The organism is Nocardia sp. X0981 (assembly GCF_977089955.1).
The window spans coordinates 631043-654883 of record NZ_OZ372435.1 but is presented as its reverse complement, the minus strand read 5'-3'; the positions used below and the strand labels follow the sequence as shown (position 1 = coordinate 654883).

Here is a 23841-nt window from a genome sequence, read left to right as displayed (position 1 = left end):
CCTTCCGGCCCATGTAATGATGGACGACGGCGAGTCCGGCGGCGGTTGATCGCGCCCTGCGCGAGGTACCGCCCGGCAGGCCGGTACGGTTCGCCGTCGGCGGCGCACCGCCGGAGGAAGCGAACAAGGCAGGCAAGGCAGGTTGATGGGTTCGGTTGTCGGTGAGCAGTGTGACCAGCACCACCAGGAAGTGATGTAGGGATGACCCGAACGGCGCGCACTCGTCCCACCCGCACCCGGCGCCCTCGCGGTACCACCCTTCCCCAGCTCATGGCGACGGCGGTGGAAACCAACCCCTCGGGTCTCGCCGTCAGCTACGCGGACGCCACCGGCAACCTCGGCCGGCTCACCTACGCGGAACTGGACGAACGCTCCAACCGGCTGGCGCGGTTGCTGATCGCGCGTGGTATCGGCCCGGAGGATCTCGTCGCGATCGGGATCACCCGTTCGATCGACTCGGTCGTCGCGGTATGGGCGGTGGCCAAAACCGGCGCCGGCTACGTACCGGTGGACCCCGGCTACCCGGCCGACCGGGTCGCGCATATGGTGTCCGACTCCGGCGCCGTCTTCGGCCTCACCGTGACGGCATCGGCCGCCGACCTGCCCGATCGAGTGGAATGGCTGTCCATCGACGGCGCGGATGCCGCCGCTCGGCTCGCGGAGTATCCGGCCGAACCGGTGTCCTTCGACGAGCGGCTGCGTCCGCTGCGCGCCGAGCATCCGGCGTATGTCATCTACACCTCGGGCTCGACCGGTACCCCGAAGGGGGTCGTGGTCACCCAGGCCGGGCTGGCCGGTTTCTGCGCGGAGCAGCGGGAGCGGTACCGCGTGGACGCGACTGCCCGCACCCTGCACTTCGCCTCCCCCTCCTTCGACGCCTCGGTACTGGAGTTGCTGCTGGCACTGGGCGGCGCGGCCACCATGGTGGTGGTCTCGCCCACCGTGTACGGCGGCGACGAATTGGCCGGTCTGCTGCGCCGGGAAGGGGTGACCCATGCGTTCATCACCCCGGCGGCTCTGGCGTCGATCGATCCGGCCGGCCTGGACGATCTGCGCGTCGTGGTCGCCGGTGGCGAAGCATGCCCGCCGGATCTGGTGCGGCGCTGGACCGCAACCCTCGCGGACGGCCGTCCGCGCGAGTTCTACAACGGCTACGGTCCGACCGAGACCACCATCATGGTCAATATCAGTGATCCACTGAAACCGGACGAAACCGTCACCATCGGTGCGCCGACCCGGGGTATCACCGAATACGTACTGGATGAACGGCTGGCGCCGCTGCCGACCGGGGCCACCGGCGAACTCTATGTCACCGGAGCCCAGCTGGCCCGTGGCTACCACGCCCAGCCGGGCCTGACCGCGCAGCGTTTCGTGGCGAACCCTTTCGCCGACGATGGTTCCCGTCTCTATCGAACCGGCGATCTGGTGCGCTGGCTCGCCGACGGCTCGTTGGAATACTTGGGTCGTAACGACTTCCAGGTGAAGATACGTGGATTCCGAATCGAGCTGGGCGAGATCGATGCCGTACTGGCCGAACACGAATCGGTGGACTTCGCCGTCACCGTAGGGTACGAGCGCGCCGGCGGCGCCACCGTACTGGCCAGCTATGTACATCCGGCCGCCGCGGCCGATATCGATATCGAGGAGCTGCTCGCCCTGGCCGCGAGCCGGTTGCCCGCGCATATGGTTCCGGCGAGTATCACGGTCCTGGACGAGATTCCGCTGACCCCCGTCGGCAAACTCGACCGCCGGGCGCTGCCCGAGCCCCAGCTGCGCACCAAAGTGTTCCGTGAGCCGCAGACCCCGCTGGAAAAGCATGTCGCCGCTGTTTTCGCCGATCTGCTGCACCCCGCGGATCCGGTCGGCGCAGACGACGATTTCTTCGAGCTCGGCGGTAACTCGCTGATCGCGACCCAGGTGGCGGCCCGCTTGGGCGCCGCCGTGGACGCTCGTATCCCGGCACGAATGATTTTCGAGTCCTCCACCGTGGCGGGGTTCGCCGAACGGCTCGCGGAGCTCAGCGGCTCCGGTGGACGGTTGGTGCTCGCTGCCGGTCGCCGCTCGGAACCTGTGCCGGTGTCGCTGGCGCAGCAGCGGATGTGGTTCCTCAACCGCTTCGATCAGCAGTCGGCGGCCTACAACATCCCGTTGGCGATCCGGTTGACCGGTGAACTGGATGTGGACGCGCTGCGGGCGGCGGTCGCCGATGTGGTGGGCCGGCACGAGGTGCTGCGCACGGTGTACCCGGAGACCGAGTCCGGTCCGGTACAGGTGGTGCTGCCCGCCGGGGACGCGGTACCCGAGCTGACGGTGCGGTCGGTGGCCACGAGCGAGGTGGTTTCCGCGGTATCGGAACTGGTGTCCGCCGGTTTCGATGTGACGGCGGCGGTGCCGCTGCGGGTGGCGCTGCTTGAGATATCCGACGCCGCGGATGAATTCGTACTGACGATGGTGGTGCACCACATCGCCGGTGACGGCTCCTCGGTGGGCCCGCTGGCGCGGGATGTGATGACCGCCTACGCGGCACGGGCCGCGGGCGGGGCGCCGGGGTGGGCGCCGTTGCCGGTGCAGTACGCCGACTACGCGGTGTGGCAGCGCGAACTGCTCGGCGACGAGGCCGATCCGGAATCGCTGGCAGCCGAGCAGATCGGCTACTGGCGGTCGACGCTGGCGGGTGTGCCGGATCAGCTGGAGTTGCCGACGGACCGGCCGCGCCCGGCGGTGCAGTCCTTCGCCGGGGGCCGGGTCGAGATGCATATCGACGCCGACACCCATGCCGGGCTGCTGCGGGTGGCCCAGGCACAGAACGCCACCTTGTTCATGGTGGTGCATTCGGCGTTGGCGGTGTTGTTGTCGCGGTTGTCCGGTAGCGATGACATCACCGTGGGCACCCCGGTGGCCGGGCGTGGGGAGGCCGCGCTCGACGACCTGATCGGTATGTTCGTCAACACGCTGGTGCTGCGGTCCCAGCTGGATCGGGGTGAGGCGTTCACCGACCTGCTGGCCCGCCAGCGTGAGGCCGATATCGCGGCGTTCGCGCACGCGGATGTGCCGTTCGAGCGGCTGGTCGAGGTACTGAACCCGGTCCGGTCGCAGGCACGGCACCCGCTGTTCCAGGTGGGGTTGACCTTCCAGAACCTGGCCGCCTCGACCCTCGAGCTGCCGGGGTTGACGGTTTCCGGGGTGGAGTTCGATACCGAGATCTCCCAGTTCGATCTGAATGTGGTCCTCGGCGACAACTACGACACCGCGGGCGCACCTCGAGGATTGAGCGGTTCCCTGACCTATTCGCGTGCTCTGTTCGACCACGCGACCGTGCAGGGGTTCGTGGACCGGTTCCTGCGCGTGCTGGCCGAGGTGGTGGCGAACCCGTCGGTTCCGGTGGGTGATGTGGAGGTGCTGGCCCCGGCCGAACGCACCCGGGTCTTGGCGGAGTGGAATGCCACCGAGCATCCGCTGCCGGCGGGGCTGCTGCTCGACGGGTTCGAGGCGATGGCCGCGGCATACCCGGACCGAGTCGCGGTCAGCTTCGAGGGGACACGTCTGTCCTACGGGCAGTTCGCTGACCGGGTGCACCGGGTGGCGCGGTATCTCATCGCCCAGGGGGTGGGACCGGAGTCGCTGGTCGGGTTGATGATGTCGCGGTCGGTGGAGCTGGTGGTGGGCATGTACGGTGTCCTGGCCGCCGGGGGCGCCTATGTGCCGTTGGATCCGGCGCACCCGGCCGAACGGATCGGCTACATCCTCGAGACCGCGAACCCGGTATGCGTGCTGACCACCACCAGCGATGCCGACGCCGTACCCGCCGGCACCCCGGTGCCGGTGGTGAGCATCGACGACCTCGATACCGGTGGGTATGCCGGTACGCCGGTTACCGATGCGGAGCGGGTGGCGCCGTTGCGGCCGGGTAATACCGCGTATGTGCTGTTCACGTCCGGGTCGACGGGGCGGCCCAAGGGGGTGGCGGTCACCCACGCCGCGATCGTCAACCAGGTGGCGTGGATGCTGGCCCAGTACCCGCTGGGTAGCGAGGATGTGTACCTGCAGAAGACCGCGACCACCTTCGATGTGTCGCTGTGGGGGTATTTCCTGCCGTTGGCCGCCGGGGCGCGGCTGGTGGTGGCCACCCCCGACGGGCATCGGGATCCGGCTTATCTGGCGGAGGTGATCGCCGAGCAGCGGGTCACGGTGACCGATTTCGTGCCGTCGATGCTGAGCGTGTTCGCCGCCCACACTCCGGCGGGGTCGATCCCGTCGTTGCGTGAGGTGTTCGTGATCGGTGAAGCGTTGCCGCCGGAGACGGTGGCCGCGGTCCGGGCGGTGACGTCGGCGGCGGTGCACAATTTGTACGGTCCGACCGAGGCGGCGGTGTCGATCACCTACTGGCCGGCGACCGGTACCGAGGCCGGTAGCGTGCCGATCGGGGTGCCGCAGTGGAACTCGCGGGTGTATGTGCTCGACGCCCGGCTGCGCCCGGTACCGGTGGGGGTGACCGGTGAGTTGTATCTGGCCGGTGACCAGCTCGCGCGGGGGTATGTCACCCGCCCGGACCTGTCGGCGGACCGGTTCGTGGCCAACCCCTACACCCCCGGACAGCGCATGTACCGCACCGGGGACCTGGTGCGCTGGCGGACCCTCGACACCGACACCGACACCGGTACCGGCACCGAGGGCGGTGCCGGCACCGAGGGTGGTGCGCGGGCGGTGCTGGAGTATCTGGGGCGCACCGATTTCCAGGTGAAGTTCCGGGGTCAGCGCATCGAACTCGGCGAGATCGAGTCCGCGTTGCTGGCCCGGCCGCAGGTCAGCCAGGCCGTGGTCACGGTCGCCGCGTCGCAGCTGGGTGAACAACTGGTCGGCTATGTCGTGCCGGCCCCGGGGCAGCAGATCGTGGCGGCCGAGTTGCTCGACGCGGTGCGACAGGTGCTGCCGGCCTACATGGTGCCCGCGGCGGTGATGGTGTTGGAGGCGTTGCCGCTCAACACGTCCGGCAAGCTGGACCGCAAAGCACTGCCGGAGCCGGAGTTCCAGGCGCGGGAGTTCCGGGCGGCCTCGACCCCGATCGAGGAGATCGTGGCCGGGATCTTCGCCGAAATCCTCGCTCTCCCACGCGTCGGCGCCGACGACGACTTCTTCGCCCTGGGCGGTAACTCGCTGATCGCGACCCAGGTCGCGGCCCGGCTGGGTGCCGCGTTGGATACCCAGGTCCCGGTCCGGACCCTGTTCGAAACCTCCACCGTCGCAGCCCTGGCAGCCCGGATCCAGGAACAGGCCGGGTCCGGTGGGCGGGCGGCGCTGGTGCCGCAGCCACGGCCGGACCGGGTGCCGTTGTCGCTGGCGCAGCAGCGGATGTGGTTCCTCAACCGCTTCGATCAGCAGTCGGCGGCCTACAACCTGCCGTTGGCGATCCGGTTGTCGGGTGTGCTGGATGTGGATGCGTTGCGGGCGGCGGTCGCCGATGTGGTGGGCCGGCACGAGGTGCTGCGCACGGTGTACCCGGAGACCGAGTCCGGTCCGGTGCAGGTGGTGCTGCCCGCCGGGGACGCGGTACCCGAGCTGACGGTGCGGTCGGTGACCGCCACCGAGGTGGTCGCGGCGGTCACGGAACTGGCATCGACCGGTTTCGATGTCACCGAACAGGTACCCCTACGGGTCGCATTGTTCGAAGTGGACAACACCGCCGCTGGGGCCGGTGCGGACGATACCGTCGGCGTGAAGCTCACAGCCGGTACGAGTGTCACCGGTACAAGCACCGCGGTGGCCGGCGAGTACGTGCTGGTGATGGTGGTGCACCACATCGCCGGTGACGGCTCGTCGGTGGGGCCGCTGGCGCGGGATGTGATGACCGCCTATGCGGCGCGGGCCGCGGGTGAGGTGCCGGGGTGGGCGCCGTTGGCGGTGCAGTACGCCGACTACGCGGTGTGGCAGCGCGAACTGCTCGGCGACGAGGCCGATGCGGAATCGCTGGCGGCGAAGCAGATCGGGTATTGGCGGTCGGCTCTGGCGGGTGTGCCGGATCAGCTGGAGTTGCCGACGGACCGGCCGCGTCCGGCGGTGCAGTCCTTCGCCGGGGGCCGGGTCGAGATGCATATCGACGCCGACACCCATGCGGGGTTGCTGCGGGTGGCTCAGGAGCAGAACGCCACTCTGTTCATGGTGGTGCATTCGGCGTTGGCGGTGTTGCTGTCGCGGCTGTCCGGTAGCGATGACATCACCATCGGTACCCCGGTGGCCGGGCGTGGGGAGGCCGCGCTCGACGATCTGATCGGTATGTTCGTCAACACGCTGGTCTTCCGCACCCAGCTGGATCGGGGTGAGGCGTTCACCGGCCTGCTGGCGCGGCAGCGTGAGGTCGATATCGCGGCGTTCGCGCACGCGGATGTGCCGTTCGAGCGGCTGGTCGAGGTACTGAACCCGGCCCGGTCGCAGGCACGGCACCCGCTGTTCCAGGTGGGGTTGACCTTCCAGAACCTGGCCGCCTCGACCCTCGAGCTGCCGGGGTTGACGGTCTCGGGCGTCGATATCGATACCGAACTCTCCCAGTTCGATCTGAACCTGATCCTCGGCGACAACTACGACGCCAGTGGTGCGCCGCAGGGCGTGGCGGGGTATTTCACCTATGCCACCGCGCTGTTCGACCACGCCACCGTGCAAGGGTTCGTGGACCGGTTCCTGCGCGTGCTGGCCGAGGTGGTGGCGAACCCCTCGGTTCCGGTGGGTGATGTGGAGGTGCTGGCCCCGGCCGAACGCAGCCGGGTCTTGGCGGAGTGGAATGCCACCGAGCATCCGTTGCCGGCGGGGCTGCTGCTCGACGGGTTCGAGCGAGCGGTCGCCGCGTATCCGGAGCGGGTCGCGGTGGTTTTCGAGGGTGAGGAGCTCACCTATCGGGAACTGGGTGCGCGGGTGCACCGGGTGGCGCGGTATCTCATCGGCCAGGGGGTGGGGCCGGAGTCGCTGGTCGGGTTGATGATGTCGCGGTCGGTGGAGCTGGTGGTGGGCATGTACGGTGTCCTGGCCGCTGGTGGCGCCTATGTGCCGTTGGATCCGGCGCACCCGGGTGAACGGATCGGTTACATCCTCGAGACCGCGAACCCGGTATGCGTGCTGACCACCACCCGCGACGCCGACGCCGTACCCGCCGGCACCCCGGTGCCGGTGGTGAGCATCGACGACCTCGATGTGTCCGGGTATGCCGGTACGCCGGTTACCGATGCGGAGCGGGTGGCGCCGTTGCGGCCGGGTAATACCGCGTATGTGCTGTTCACGTCCGGGTCGACGGGGCGGCCCAAGGGGGTGGCGGTCACCCACGCCGCGATCGTCAACCAGATGGCGTGGATGCTGGCCCAGTACCCGCTGGGTAGCGAGGATGTGTACCTGCAGAAGACCGCGACCACCTTCGATGTGTCGCTGTGGGGATACTTCCTGCCGTTGGCCGCCGGCGCGCGGCTGGTGGTGGCCACCCCCGACGGGCATCGGGATCCGGCTTATCTGGCGGAGGTGATCGCCGAGCAGCGGGTCACGGTGACCGATTTCGTGCCGTCGATGCTGAGCGTGTTCGCCGCCCACACTCCGGCGGGGTCGATCCCGTCGTTGCGTGAGGTGTTCGTGATCGGTGAAGCGTTGCCGCCGGAGACGGTGGCCGCGGTCCGGGCGGTGACGTCGGCGGCGGTGCACAATTTGTACGGTCCGACCGAGGCGGCGGTGTCGATCACCTACTGGCCGGCGACCGGTACCGAGGCCGGTAGCGTGCCGATCGGGGTGCCGCAGTGGAACTCGCGGGTGTATGTGCTCGACGCCCGGCTGCGGCCGGTACCGGTGGGGGTGACCGGTGAGTTGTATCTGGCCGGTGACCAGCTCGCGCGGGGGTATGTCACCCGCCCGGACCTGTCGGCGGACCGGTTCGTGGCCAACCCCTACACCCCCGGACAGCGCATGTACCGCACCGGGGACCTGGTGCGCTGGCGGGCCCTCGACACCGACACCGACACCGGTACCGGCACCGAGGGCGGTGCCGGCACCGAGGGTGGTGCGCGGGCGGTGCTGGAGTATCTGGGGCGCACCGATTTCCAGGTGAAGTTCCGGGGTCAGCGCATCGAACTCGGCGAGATCGAGTCCGCGTTGCTGGCCCGGCCGCAGGTCAGCCAGGCCGTGGTCACGGTCGCCGCGTCGCAGCTGGGTGAACAGCTGGTCGGCTATGTCGTGCCGGCCCCGGGTGCGCGGATCGTGGCGGCCGAGTTGCTCGACGCGGTGCGACAGGTGCTGCCGGCCTACATGGTGCCCGCGGCGGTGATGGTGTTGGAGGCGTTGCCGCTCAACACGTCCGGCAAGCTGGACCGCAAAGCACTGCCGGAGCCGGAGTTCCAGGCGCGGGAGTTCCGGGCGGCCTCGACCCCGATCGAGGAGATCGTGGCCGGGATCTTCGCCGAAATCCTCGCTCTCCCACGCGTCGGCGCCGACGACGACTTCTTCGCCCTGGGCGGTAACTCGCTGATCGCGACCCAGGTCGCGGCCCGGCTGGGTGCCGCGTTGGATACCCAGGTCCCGGTCCGGACCCTGTTCGAAACCTCCACCGTCGCAGCCCTGGCCGCCCGGATCCAGGAACAGGCCGGGTCCGGTGGGCGGGCGGCGCTGGTGCCGCAGCCACGTCCGGACCGGGTGCCGTTGTCGCTGGCGCAGCAGCGGATGTGGTTCCTCAACCGGTTCGATCAGCAGTCGGCGGCCTACAACCTGCCGTTGGCGATCCGGTTGACCGGTGTGCTGGATGTGGCGGCGCTGCGGGCGGCGGTCGCCGATGTGGTGGGCCGGCACGAGGTGCTGCGCACGGTGTACCCGGAGACCGAGTCCGGTCCGGTGCAGGTGGTGCTGCCCGCCGGGGACGCGGTACCCGAGCTGACGGTGCGGTCGGTGACCGCCACCGAGGTGGTCGCGGCGGTCACGGAACTGGCATCGACCGGTTTCGATGTCACCGAACAGGTACCACTGCGGGTCGCGCTACTCCAGACCAACGATATGCATACCGCGGAGGCCGCAGACGCGGGCCCGACTGCTGTTGGGGGGTATGGCGACAACGTAAGCGCCGCGGTGGCCGGCGAGTACGTGCTGGTGATGGTGGTGCACCACATCGCCGGTGACGGCTCCTCGGTGGGGCCGCTGGCGCGGGACGTGATGACCGCTTACGCGGCACGGGCCGCGGGTGAGGTGCCGGGGTGGGCGCCGTTGCCGGTGCAGTACGCCGACTACAGCATCTGGCAGCGCGAACTGCTCGGCGACGAGGACGATCCGGAATCGCTGGCGGCGAAGCAGATCAGGTATTGGCGGTCGGCGCTGGCGGGTGTGCCGGATCAGCTGGAGTTGCCGACGGACCGGCCGCGTCCGGCGGTGCAGTCCTTCGCCGGCGGCCGGGTCGAGGTCGCGATCGACGCCGACACCCATGCCGGGCTGCTGCGGGTGGCCCAGGCACAGAACGCCACTCTGTTCATGGTGGTGCATTCGGCGTTGGCGGTGTTGTTGTCGCGGTTGTCCGGTAGCGACGACATCACCATCGGTACCCCGGTGGCCGGGCGTGGGGAGGCCGCGCTCGACGACCTGATCGGTATGTTCGTCAACACGCTGGTCTTCCGCACCCAGCTGGATCGGGGTGAGGCGTTCACCGAGCTGCTGAGCCGCCAGCGTGAGGTCGATATCGCGGCGTTCGCGCACGCGGATGTGCCGTTCGAGCGGCTGGTCGAGGTACTGAACCCGGCCCGGTCGCAGGCACGGCACCCGCTGTTCCAGGTGGGGTTGACCTTCCAGAACCTGGCCGCCTCCGTACTGGAGTTGCCGGGGTTGACGGTCTCGGGTGTCGATATCGATACCGAGATCTCGCAGTTCGATCTGAACCTGATCCTCGGCGACACCTACGACGAATCCGGGGCCCCGCAGGGCGCGGCCGGGTACCTGACCTATTCGCGTGCTCTGTTCGATCACGCCACCGTGCAGGGGTTCGTGGACCGGTTCCTGCGGGTGTTGAGCCAGATCGTGGTCGACCCCACCCAGCCGGTGGGTGATGTGGAGGTGCTGGCCCCGGCCGAACGCACCCGGGTCTTGGCGGAGTGGAATGCCACCGAGCATCCGCTGCCGGCGGGGCTGCTGCTCGACGAGTTCGAGGCGATGGCCGCGGCATACCCGGACCGAGTCGCGGTCAGCTTCGAGGGGACACGTCTGTCCTACGGGCAGTTCGCTGACCGGGTGCACCGGGTGGCGCGGTATCTCATCGCCCAGGGGGTGGGGCCGGAGTCGCTGGTCGGGTTGATGATGTCGCGGTCGGTGGAGCTGGTGGTGGGCATGTACGGTGTCCTGGCCGCTGGTGGCGCCTATGTGCCGTTGGATCCGGCGCACCCGGGTGAACGGATCGGTTACATCCTCGAGACCGCGAACCCGGTATGCGTGCTGACCACCACCCGCGACGCCGACGCCGTACCCGCCGGCACCCCGGTGCCGGTGGTGAGCATCGACGACCTCGATGTGTCCGGGTATGCCGGTACGCCGGTTACCGATGCGGAGCGGGTGGCGCCGTTGCGGCCGGGCAATACCGCGTATGTGCTGTTCACGTCCGGGTCGACGGGGCGGCCCAAGGGGGTGGCGGTCACCCACGCCGCGATCGTCAACCAGGTGGCGTGGATGCTGGCCCAGTACCCGCTGGGTAGCGAGGATGTGTACCTGCAGAAGACCGCGACCACCTTCGATGTGTCGCTGTGGGGATACTTCCTGCCGTTGGCCGCCGGCGCGCGGCTGGTGGTGGCCACCCCCGACGGGCATCGGGATCCGGCTTATCTGGCGGAGGTGATCGCCGAGCAGCGGGTCACGGTGACCGATTTCGTGCCGTCGATGCTGAGCGTGTTCGCCGCCCACACTCCGGCGGGGTCGATCCCGTCGTTGCGTGAGGTGTTCGTGATCGGTGAAGCGTTGCCGCCGGAGACGGTGGCCGCGGTCCGGGCGGTGACGTCGGCGGCGGTGCACAATTTGTACGGTCCGACCGAGGCGGCGGTGTCGATCACCTACTGGCCGGCGACCGGTGCCGAGGCCGGTAGCGTGCCGATCGGGGTGCCGCAGTGGAACTCGCGGGTGTATGTGCTCGACGCCCGGCTGCGGCCGGTACCGGTGGGGGTGACCGGTGAGTTGTATCTGGCCGGTGACCAGCTCGCGCGGGGGTATGTCACCCGCCCGGACCTGTCGGCGGACCGGTTCGTGGCCAACCCCTACACCCCCGGACAGCGCATGTACCGCACCGGCGACCTGGTGCGCTGGCGGGCCCTCGACACCGACACCGACACCGGTACCGGCACCGAGGGCGGTGCCGGCACCGAGGGTGGTGCGCGGGCGGTGCTGGAGTATCTGGGGCGCACCGATTTCCAGGTGAAGTTCCGGGGTCAGCGCATCGAACTCGGCGAGATCGAGTCCGCGTTGCTGGCCCGGCCGCAGGTCAGCCAGGCCGTGGTCACGGTCGCCGCGTCGCAGCTGGGTGAACAGCTGGTCGGCTATGTCGTGCCGGCCCCGGGTGCGCGGATCGTGGCGGCCGAGTTGCTCGACGCGGTGCGACAGGTGCTGCCGGCCTACATGGTGCCCGCGGCGGTGATGGTGTTGGAGGCGTTGCCGCTCAACACGTCCGGCAAGCTGGACCGCAAAGCGTTGCCGGAGCCGGAGTTCCAGGCGCGGGAGTTCCGGGCGGCCTCGACCCCGATCGAGGAGATCGTGGCCGGGATCTTCGCCGAAATCCTCGCTCTCCCACGCGTCGGCGCCGACGACGACTTCTTCGCCCTGGGCGGTAACTCGCTGATCGCGACCCAGGTCGCGGCCCGGCTGGGTGCCGCGCTGGATACCCAGGTCCCGGTCCGGACCCTGTTCGAAACCTCCACCGTCGCAGCCCTGGCCGCCCGGATCCAGGAACAGGCCGGCTCCGGCGGGCGGGCGGCGCTGGTGCCGCAGCCACGTCCGGACCGGGTGCCGTTGTCGCTGGCGCAGCAGCGGATGTGGTTCCTCAACCGGTTCGATCAGCAGTCGGCGGCCTACAACCTGCCGTTGGCGATCCGGTTGACCGGTGTGCTGGATGTGGCGGCGCTGCGGGCGGCGGTCGCCGATGTGGTGGGCCGGCACGAGGTGCTGCGCACGGTGTACCCGGAGACCGAGTCCGGCCCGGTGCAGGTGGTGCTGCCCGCCGGGGACGCGGTACCCGAGCTGACGGTGCGGTCGGTGACCGCCACCGAGGTGGTGGCGGCGGTCACGGAACTGGCATCGACCGGTTTCGATGTCACCGAACAGGTACCCCTACGGGTCGCGCTACTCGAAGTGAACGATGCGAACAGCGTGACCACTGCGGCCGATGCGATCCATACCAACGGTGCGGGTGCCGCGATGGCCGGCGAGTACGTGCTGGTGATGGTGGTGCACCACATCACCGGTGACGGCTCCTCGGTGGGCCCGCTGACCCGGGATGTGATGACCGCCTACGCGGCACGGGCCGCCGGTGAGATGCCGGGGTGGGCGCCGTTGCCGGTGCAGTACGCCGACTACAGCATCTGGCAGCGCGAACTCCTCGGCGACGAGGCCGATCCGGAATCGCTGGCGGCGAAGCAGATCGGCTACTGGCGGTCGGCTCTGGCGGGTGTGCCGGATCAGCTGGAGTTGCCGACGGACCGGCCGCGCCCGGCGGTGCAGTCCTTCGCCGGCGGCCGGGTCGAGGTCGCGATCGACGCCGCTACCCATGCGGGGCTGCTGCGGGTGGCCCAGGCGCAGAACGCCACTCTGTTCATGGCCGTGCATTCGGCGTTGGCGGTGTTGCTGTCGCGGTTGTCCGGTAGCGACGACATCACCATCGGTACTCCGGTGGCCGGGCGTGGGGAGGCCGCGCTCGACGACCTGATCGGTATGTTCGTCAACACGCTGGTCTTCCGCACCCAGCTGGATCGGGGTGAGGCGTTCACCGAGCTGCTGAGCCGCCAGCGTGAGGTGGATATCGCGGCGTTCGCGCACGCGGATGTGCCGTTCGAGCGGCTGGTCGAGGTGTTGAACCCGGCGCGGTCGACCGCGCGGCATCCGCTGTTCCAGGTGGGGTTGTCGTTCCAGAACCTGGCGCAGTCGAGTCTGGAGCTGCCGGGGCTGACGGTTTCCGGGGTGGAGATCGATACCGAGATCTCCCAGTTCGACCTGCACCTGATCATCGGGGACAGCTACGACGCCACCGGCGCGGCCCAGGGTATGGCCGGGTACATCACCTATGCCACCGACTTGTTCGACCGTGCCACGGTGGCGGGTTTCGTCGACCGGTTCGTCCGATTGCTGGCCGCGGTGGTGGCCGAGCCGGCGCGGCCGGTGGGCGATGTGGACCTGCTGGATCCGCAGGAGCGGGCGCAGGTGCTGGGACGGCGTAATGCGACCGGTCGTGCGCTGGAGCCGGGTGTGACGTTGGCGTCGTTGTTGGATGCCTCGGTCGCTGTGGGTCCGGAGGCGGTGGCTGTGGTCACGGCCGAGGGGCAGCGGGTTTCTTATGCCGAGTTGGGTGGCCGGGTCAACCGGTTGGCGCGGTATCTGATCGAGTGTGGGGTGGGCCCGCAGGACCGGGTGGGTCTGGTGCTGCGGCGTTCGCTGGATCTGGTGGTCGCGATGTACGCGGTGACCACCGCGGGTGGGGTCTATGTGCCGGTGGACCCGGACCAGCCGGGCGAACGCAGCGGCTACATCCTGCAGACCGCGGCACCGGTATGCGTGCTGACCAGCAGCTCGGATACCGTCGCGGTCCCCGAGGGGGTGGGTGCGCCGGTCGTGGTGGTCGATGATCTCGATATCAGCGGCTACGACGGTTCCCCGGTCACCGACGCGGAGCGGGTCGCGCCGTTGCGGCCGGGTAACACCGCGTATGTGATCTTCACGTCCGGGTCGACCGGGCGGCCCAAGGGGGTGGCGGTCACCCATACCGCGATCGTGAACCAGTTGCGTTACCTGCACACCGAGTTCGGGTTCGACCCCTCGGATGCGGTGGTGCTGAAGACCGCGGCCACCTTCGACCTGTCGGTCTGGGAGTTCTGGGCCGCGGTGACCTGCGGGGGCCGTGTGGTCCTGACCACCGCGGAAGGACACCGCGACCCGGCGTATCTGAACGCGGTGATGGCCGAGCAGGGGGTGACCACGCTGACGGTGGTGCCGTCGATGCTGGACGCGTTGCTGACCACCGACGGCACCGGTCTGCCCGCGAGCCTGCGGCGGGTACTGGCCATCGGGGAAGCCCTCCCGGCCGCGACCGCGCAGCGGGTACTGGACCGGTATCCCGGGATCGGGTTGTTCAACCTCTACGGCCCGACCGAGGCCGCGGTCTCGATCACCACTCACCGGGTCACCGGCGCCGACCGGGTCTCGGTGCCGATCGGGGTACCGCAGTGGAACTCGCGGGTGTATGTGCTCGATGCCCGGCTGCGGCCGGTGCCCGACGGGGTGGCCGGGGAACTGTATCTGGCCGGGGCGCAGCTGGCGCAGGGCTATCACGCGCGGGCGGGGTTGAGCGCGGAACGTTTCGTGGCCGACCCGTTCGTGACCGGGCAGCGGATGTATCGCACGGGGGACCTGGTGGTGTGGAACCGGGCCGGGGAACTCGAGTACCGGGGCCGGACCGATTTCCAGGTCAAGGTGCGGGGTTTCCGGATCGAGCTCGCCGAGATCGAGGCGGCGTTGCTGGCGTTGCCCGGGATCGCCGCGGCCGTGGTGATCGCGCGATCCGATCCCCGGACCGGGGACCGGTTGGTGGGCTACCTCGTGCCCGCCGATACCGCTGCGGGTGTGGATGTGGGGTGGGTGCGTTCGCAGCTGGGGTCGCGGTTGCCGTCGTACATGGTGCCGGCGGTGTTGATGGTGCTGGACGCGTTGCCGTTGACGGTCAACGGGAAACTGGATCGTAAAGCGTTGCCCGAGCCCGGGCTCGAGACCCGGGCGTTCCGGGCGGCTTCGACCCCGATCGAGGAGATCGTGGCCGGGATCTTCGCCGAGGTGCTGGGCGTGCCCCGCGTCGGCGCCGATGATGATTTCTTCGCTCTGGGTGGTAACTCGCTGATCGCGACCCAGGTCGCGGCCCGGCTGGGTAAAGCGTTGGATACCCAGGTCCCGGTCCGGACCCTGTTCGAAGCACCGACCGTCGCCGCTCTCGCTGTCGCCGCGGAAAGTACCACCGGCACGCGCGACCTGCCGGCTCTCGCGCCACGGTCGCGTCCGGACCGGGTGCCGTTGTCGCTGGCGCAGCAGCGGATGTGGTTCCTCAACCAGTTCGATACCGGTTCGGCTGCCTACAACATCCCGGTCGCGATCCGCCTGTCCGGTGACCTCGATGTGTCGGCCTTGCGGCAGGCCGTCGTCGATGTGGCGCGGCGGCACGAAACCCTGCGAACGGTTTATCCCGCCCAGGACGGGCAGCCGTATCAGCTGCTGCTGCCGGTCGAACAGGCCGTGCCCGACCTCGTTCCGGTTCCGGTGGCGGCGGCGGATCTGCGCGACCGGATCGCCGGTATGGTCGCGGCCGGTTTCGACGTGACGACCGAAGTCCCCTTGCGGATGGCGCTGCTGCATCTGTCCGACGATGAGTATGTGCTGGTGTTCGTGGTGCACCACATCGGTGCCGACGGCTGGTCGATGGGCCCGCTGACGCGAGATGTGGTGGCCGCCTATGTTTCTCGCGCGGCGGGTTCGGCTCCCGGCTGGGCGCCGTTGCCGGTGCAGTACGCCGATTACAGCATCTGGCAGCGGGAGGTGCTCGGGTCGGAGGACGATCCGGAAAGCCTGGTCAGCGCGCAGGCCGCGTACTGGCGCCAGGCGCTGGCCGGGTTGCCGGACGAGCTGAACCTGCCCAGCGATCGGCCGCGCCCGAATGTGCAGTCGTTCGCCGGCGGGACGGTGCCGTTCCGGATCGATGAGCGGTTGCACGAGGCCGTGACCCGGATGGCCGCCGAGCACAATGCCACGGTTTTCATGGTGGTACACGCGGCGCTGGCGCTGTTCCTGGCGCGGATGTCGGGGACCGACGATGTGGCCGTGGGCGCGCCCATCGCCGGGCGCGGTGAGGCCGAACTCGACGATCTGGTCGGGATGTTCGTCAACACGCTGGTATTGCGGTCGCATGTACGGGGCGAATCCAGTTTCCGTGAATTCCTGGCGGCGACCAAGGAAGCCGATCTGCAGGCGTTCGCGCATGCGGATGTGCCGTTCGAACGACTGGTGGAAATGGTGGCGGTGGAGCGGTCCACCGCCAGGCATCCGTTGTTCCAGGTGGCGTTGTCGTTCGAGAACATGCCGCAATCCGAGTTCGAGCTGCCCGGACTGCGGGTAGCCGGAGTGGATTTCGATATCGATACCGCCAAATTCGATCTCTCGCTGAGGGTCATCGAAACCGGTGCCGGTATGGCGGCCGAGTTCTCCTATGCCCGCGATCTTTTCGACGAGGACACCGTCGGTGTCTTCGCGCGTCGGTTCCTGCACCTGCTGGACGCCGTCACCCGGAAGCCGGATACACCGATCGGTGATCTGCCGGTGATCGATGATTCCGAATACCGCCTCCTCACCCGTATCCACGATGACGATGTGATGGCGACAGGTCTGATTCCGGACCTGCTCGCGCACGGTGTCCGGGCGAATCCGGACGGTGTGGCGGTCCGCTATCGGGGCCGGTCGGTGACGTATCGGGAGCTCGACGCGGAATCGTCCCGCTTGGCGCGGGTGCTCATCGAACACGGTGTCGGACCCGAACGTATCGTGGCGCTGGCGTTCCCGCGTTCGTACGAGATGGTGCTGGCGTTCTGGGCCGTGGCCAAGGCCGGTGGTGCGCACCTTCCGGTGGATCCGAATTATCCGCAGGACCGGATGCGGCATATGCTCTCCGATTCCGGTGCCGTATTGGGCTTGACCAGCGATCGGTTCGTGAACCGGTTGCCCGGTGACGTGCAGTGGCTGCGGCTGGACGATCCACGGTTCCTGGCGCGGGCCGCGGCGGAATCGGACGGGGAGGTGACCGACGCCGACCGGATCGCGCCGTTGCGGATGCGGCATCCGGCGTATGTCATCTACACCTCCGGTTCCACGGGCCTGCCCAAGGGTGTGGTGGTGACCCACGCGGGTATCGGTGGTCTCGTCGATGTGGCTGCCGACCTGTACGCCCTCGAGCCGAAGCATCGGTTCCTGCACATCTGTTCACCGAGTTTCGACCCCTCGGTGCTGGAATGGGTCTGCACCGGTTATGTGGGCGCGACCCTGGTGGTGGTGCCGGGAGAGATCATCGGTGGACCGGACCTGGCCGAGCTGCTGCGTAGCGAAGAGGTCACCCATACCATCATCACCCCGGCGGTGCTGGGAACCGTGGATCCGGCCGGACTGGATGCCCTGGAGGTGCTGTCGGTCGGTGGTGATGTGACCACCCCGGAACTGCTGGCGAAATGGGAGCCGGGTCGCCGGTACTTCAACGGGTACGGACCCACCGAGACGACCATCATCTCGTCGTATGCCCGTTTGGTTCCCGGTGCGCATGTCACCATCGGTGAACCGGTGCACGGGATGTCGGCGCTGGTCCTGGACTCGCGGTTGAATCCGGTGCCGCCGGGGGTGGCGGGTGAGTTGTATCTGGCCGGTGGTGCGCTGGCGCGCGGTTACCACAACCGGCCCGGGCTGACCGCCGATCGTTTCGTCGCCAATCCGTTCAGTTCCACGGGGTCCCGGATGTACCGCACGGGTGATGTGGTGCGCTGGTACTCGGCGCCGGGTGCGCGAGCCGGCAACGAGGCGTTGCCGACGGTACATCGGGAACTGGACTATGTGGGCCGTTCGGACTTCCAGGTCAAGATCCGCGGTTTCCGTGTCGAACTGGGTGAGATCGATACGGCGCTGGCCGCGCACCCGGATATCGAGTACGCGGTGACCCTGGGCCGGGAAACGGATGCGGGGGCGACCATTCTGGTGTCGTACGTGCTGGCGGTGCCGGGGCGGAGTGTGGATACCGGTGCGGTGAGCGAATTCGTGGCCCAGCGGTTGCCGGCGCATATGGTGCCGTCAGTGCTCACGGTGCTGGACGAGCTCCCGCTGACCCCGGTGGGCAAACTGGACCGTAAAGCCCTCCCGGAGCCGGTGCTGGAGGCCCGTGCCTTCCGGGCGCCGGAGGGCGAGGCGGAAACGATCATCTGCGAGATATTCGCCGATGTCCTGGGAATCGACCAGGTCGGCGTGGACGATTCGTTCTTCTCCCTCGGCGGCGACAGCATTCTGTCCATCCAGCTGGTGTCCCGGGCCAAGGCCCGCGGTGTGGTCTTCACGCCCCGGGATGTGTTCGAGCGCCGGACCGTGGCCGCGCTCGCCGAGGTCGCCACGCTCGGCGACGCGGCCGAGCAGCGGTTGACGGAGCTGCCGGGCCGGGGGGTCGGCGAGATGCCGGTACTGCCGGTCATGGCGCAGATTCTCGGTGGGAACGCCTCGTACCAGCGGTTCTCGCAGCCGATGGTGTTGCGCCTGCCGGACGGTATCGACCACGAAACGCTGGTCGCCACCTTGGCGGCGGTATTCGACCACCATGACGCGTTGCGCACCCGGTTGCGGGTCGAGGCGGGTGTGGCCGCGTTCGAGGCGCTGGCGCCCGGTGCCATCGATATCGGCGCGCTGATACGCAAGGTGGAACTCGACGATACGGTCGGCGACGCGGAACTCACCCGCCTCGCTTCGGCCGAATTCGATTCCGCCCTGGGTCGTCTGAATCCGGCCCGCGCCGTGATGGCGCAGTTCGTGTGGTTCTCCTTCCGCGGCGAGCGCCGCGATGTACTGCTGTTCGTGGCGCACCATTTCGTGGTCGACGGTGTGTCCTGGCGGATCATCATCCCGGACCTGGCATCGGCCTGGTCGCAGATCGCGGCCGGGCGAGCGGTGGCGTTGCCGCCGGTGGGTACCTCGCTGCGGCGGTGGGCCCACGGGCTCGCCGAGGCCGCCATCGATCCCGGACGTGTCGCGGAACTGCCGTACTGGCAGAAGATCGCGTCCACCCCGGACCCGGCGCTGGGCGCTCGTCCGTTCGACCCGGCCGTGGACACCAACGCGACCGTGGAACGGTTCGAGGTGGCACTGCCCACCGATATCACCGAGGCGGTGCTGACCACCGTCGGAGCCCGCTATCACGGTGGCCCGAACGACGCTCTGCTGTCCGCGCTCGCGTTGGCGGCCGCCCGCTGGCGCGGGGACGGCCCGTCCGCGGCGACACTGGTCAAACTCGAAGGACACGGCCGTGAGGAAACGGTGGTGCCCGGGGCCGATCTGTCCCGCACCGTCGGCTGGTTCACCGCCGTGCACCCGGTACGGCTGGAGCTGCCGGGGGTCGATCTCGACGAGGCTTTCGCCGGTGGTCCCGCATTCGGAGCGGTCGTGAAATCGGTGAAGGAACAGTTGCTCGCCGTTCCGGACAAGGGGCTCGGCTACGGTCTGCTGCGTTATTCGAATCCCGAGACCGGCGCCCGGCTGCCGGAGCGGGTGCCGGGCCAGATCAGTTTCAACTATCTGGGTCGCGTATCCGCCGGTGAGCTTCCTGCCGAACTCGCCGAAATGGGTTGGATGCCGACCGCCGATCTGGGGCCGATCGATGCGGATATGGACCGCGATATGCCCGCCAACGCGGTGCTGGACATCAACGCCATCGTCAATTCCGGGGCGGACGGCCCGGTACTGACCGCGGCTTTCGCCTATCCCGCCGGACTGCTCACCGAGGCCCGGGCACGTGAGTTCGCGGATCTGTGGGTCGCCGCGCTCACCGCGCTCGCCGAGCATGTGCGCCGGCCGGATGCCGGTGGTTTCACCCCGTCCGATATGTCGCTGGTGCGGGTTTCGCAGAGCGATATCGAACGGTGGGAGCACGAATACCCGGCGCTGACGGAGGTGTGGCCGCTGTCGCCGCTGCAGTCGGGGCTGCTGTTCCACGCTCAGCTCGTGCGGGACGGGGTGGACGTCTACACCATGCAGTCGTCGGTCGACCTGGCCGGCACGGTGGACTCGGCCCGGCTGCGGCAGGCCGCCGAGGCATTGGTCGGCAGGTACGCGAACCTGCGGACCGCGTTCGTCGCCGATACCTCCGGTCGGTGGGTGCAGGTGGTGCTCGACAAGGTAGCGGTGCCGTGGCGCGATATCGATCTGCGCGATCTGCCGGAGAGCGAACGCGCGGATGAGCTGGACCGGCTGCTGGCCGCGGACAAGGCCGAGCATTTCGATATGTCGGCCCCACCGCTGATCCGGTTCCACCTCGTCCGGTGGGCCGAGGACGCGTGGCAGCTGGCCATCACCACCCACCACATCCTGCTCGACGGCTGGTCCATGCCGCTGCTCATGCGGGAACTGCTGGTGCTGTACGCGCTGCGTGGCGACACTTCCGCACTGCCGCGGGTGGCCTCGTATCGCAACTTCTTGTCCTGGCTCGCGGGCCGGGATCGGGCCGTCTCGGAACAGGCCTGGCGCGACGCGCTGGACGGTTTCACCGAGCCCTCGCTGCTGGCTCCGCAGCCGGTAGCGGCGGAGAACTACGATGTCGGCGCGGTTTTCGTGGAGATCGACGAGGATCGCACCCGGAAACTCACTGCCCGGACCACCGATCTCGGAATCACCGTGAATACGCTGGTGCAGGCGGCGTGGGGGGTGCTGCTCGGCTGGATCACCGGTCGCGACGATGTGGTGTTCGGTGCCACGGTGTCCGGCCGCCCGGCGGAACTGCCCGGTATCGAGTCCATGGTCGGTCTTTTCATCAACACGCTGCCGGTACGGGTGCGGCTGGACAAGCGGGCGAGCCTCGGCGAACTGCTCACCGAACAACAGCGCGCGCAAGCCGCGTTGCTGGAGCACCACTACCTCGGACTGACCGATATCCAGCAGGCCGTCGGTACCGCGGTGCAGTTCGACAGCCTGTTCGTCTTCGAGTCCTATCCCACCGATGCCGCGGCTGTCGCCGCCACCGGCGATATCGACGGTATGTCGGTCACCGGTGTGGGCACGCGCGACAACAGCCACTACCCGCTGACCCTCGTGGTGACGGCGGAGAATACGGTCGGGATCTCGCTGCGGTACCTGACCAGCCGATTCGACGCCCGAACCGTCGAAACCACGGCCGCGCGCCTGCTGCGGGTGATCGACCACCTGATCGACACTCCCGAACTGCCGGTGAGCGAGGTGGAATTCCTGAGCTCCACCGAGCGTGCCGAGTTGGGCTCGCGGTCGGGTGGGCCGGCGGTGTCTGCGTCGACGTTGCCGGAGTTGCTGGCCGCGGCGGTGGCGGTGGACCCGTCGGCGCCGGCGGTGGTGTTCGACGGTGTCGGCTACTCCTACGCCGAGTTCGACGAACGGTCCAACCGGTTGGCGCGGGCGTTGATCGCGCGGGGTGTGGGGACCGAGGACCTGGTGGCGGTAGCGGTACCGCGGTCGGCGGATTCGGTACTCGCCGAATGGGCGGTCACCAAATCCGGTGCGGCGTTCGTCCCGATCGACCCGACCTACCCGGCGGACCGGATCGCGCATATGCTCACCGATTCCGGTGCGCCGGTGGGTATCACGGTCTCGAGTGTGCGGGCGGATCTGCCCGAGTCCGGGGTGCAGTGGCTGGTCCTCGACGAACTCGATCTTTCGGGTTGTTCGGCGGACCCGGTCACCGACACCGACCGGGTGCGGGCGTTGACCCCGGCCAACACCGCCTATGTCATCTACACCTCCGGTTCCACCGGTGTGCCCAAGGGTGTGGTGGTCACTCATGCCGGTCTGGCGAATTTCAGTGCCGAGCAGGTGCGGCGGTACCGGTTGAACGCGCAGACGCGGGCGTTGGCGTTCGCGTCGCCGAGTTTCGATGCCTCGATCCTGGAGTTGCTGCTGGCGGTGGGTTCCGGTGGTGCGCTGGTGGTGGTGCCGACCGGTACCTATGGTGGCGCGGAGCTGGGTGAGCTGATCGCCCGGGAAGGTGTGACGGTCGGGTTGATCACCCCGTCGGTGCTGGCGTCGCTGGATCCGGCGGATCTGGCCGGGATGAAAGTGATCATCGCCGGTGGTGAGGCGATTTCGGCGGATCTGGTGGCGAAGTGGTCGGTGCCCGCCGATAGTGGTCTCGATCGCCGGTTCCACAATGCCTACGGTCCGACCGAGGCGACGGTGGCCACGAATATCAGTGGCGTGTTGCGGCCGGGTGATCGGGTGAGTATCGGTGGTCCGGTGCGGGGGATGCGGGCGCTGGTGCTCGATGATCGGCTCAATCCGGTGCCCGAGGGGGTGGCCGGTGAGTTGTATGTCGGTGGGGTGCAGCTGGCGCGGGGCTACCACGCTCGGGCGGGTTTGACCGCGCAGCGGTTCGTGGCCGATCCCTTCGGTGGGCCGGGGGCGCGGTTGTATCGCACCGGTGATGTGGTGCGGTGGCGTCGTGACGGCGCGGGTGATCCGGTGCTGGAGTATGTGGGCCGCAACGATTTCCAGGTCAAGGTTCGGGGTTTCCGGATCGAACTCGGGGAGATCGACGCCGCGCTGACCGCGCACGAGACCGTCGATTTCGCGGTCACCATCGGCCACGAGAACACCGCGGGCGCGGTGTCGCTGGTGTCGTATGTGGTCCCGGTGCCGGGCGCCACGGTGGATACCGCGGCGCTGATCGCGCATGTCGGGCAGCGGTTGCCGTCGTATATGGTGCCGTCGTCGATCATGGTGCTCGACGCGATTCCGTTGACCCCCGCCGGGAAGCTGGATCGCCGGGCGCTGCCGGCGCCGGTGTTCGAGACCCGTGAATTCCGGGCACCGCGCTCCCCGCTGGAGCGCACCGTTGCCGAGATCTTCGCCGAGGTTCTCGGTACGGACCGGGTTGGGATCGACGACTCGTTCTTCGCCCTCGGCGGCAACTCGCTGCTGGCGACCCGGGTCGTGGCCCGTCTGAAGGCGGTGACCGGGATCGCGGTCGGTGTGCAGTGGTTGTTCACCGAGGCGACCGTCGCCGGGCTCGCCGCCCGGCTCGCCGAACCGGACGAAACGGAGGAGTTGTCCGAGGCGGCGTTGCGGGTGGTCCTTCCCATTCGCGAAACCGGCACCGCCACACCGATATTCGCCATCCACGCCAGGGACGGCCTGGCGTGGAGCTTCGCCGGGCTGGTCGGACTGCTGCCCGAAGATCAACCGATCTACGGTATCCAGTCGCCCGCGTACACCGAACCCGACTACGATCCGGTCTCGCTGGCGGAGATCGCGGCACGCTACCTGGCGGAGATCCGGCGAATCCAGCCGACCGGCCCGTACCGGCTGCTCGGCTGGTCGTTGGGTGGTGTGCTGGCCCACGCCGTCGCCACCGAGTTGCAGGCGGCGGGGGAGCGGGTCGAGATGCTGGCATTGCTGGACAGTCACCCCGACGTCGACCCGGGGCTGTTCGAGACCGCCCTGCGTGCGGCACTGGTGGACCGGGGAATCATCACCGAGGAACCGGCCGCGGAGAAGGGCATCGGCGAACTCGACGACGCCGAACTCGCCCGCCTGCACGAGCTGATCCCCCCGGAGCTGCTGCAGTTGCCGGTGGAACGGCTGCGCGGGGTGTACCGGACCGCGGTGCGGTCCGCGGAACTGATCGCCGGCCACCGGCCGGGGATCTACCGCGGTGCCGTCGATTTCTTCCGCGCCGATGTGCCCACTCCCGGTACGCGACAGGCCGGCCCGCGGGCCGCGGATTGGCGGCCGTATGTGTTCGGTGACATCGTCGAATACCCGGTTCCGGCGGAACACGAGGGTATGACGACGGTGGAAGCGCTGTCGGTGATCGCGCCGCGGCTGCTGGCCCGGCTCGCCGGTCCCTCCGGCAGACGCTGA

General features: G+C 68.8%; 1 pseudogene. It reads left to right on the top strand.

Annotated features, from left to right (window positions below):
• Positions 1-255: 255 nt before the first annotated feature.
• A pseudogene (locus ACYR7D_RS02910) lies at positions 256-23841 on the top strand (non-ribosomal peptide synthase/polyketide synthase); the annotation flags it as partial.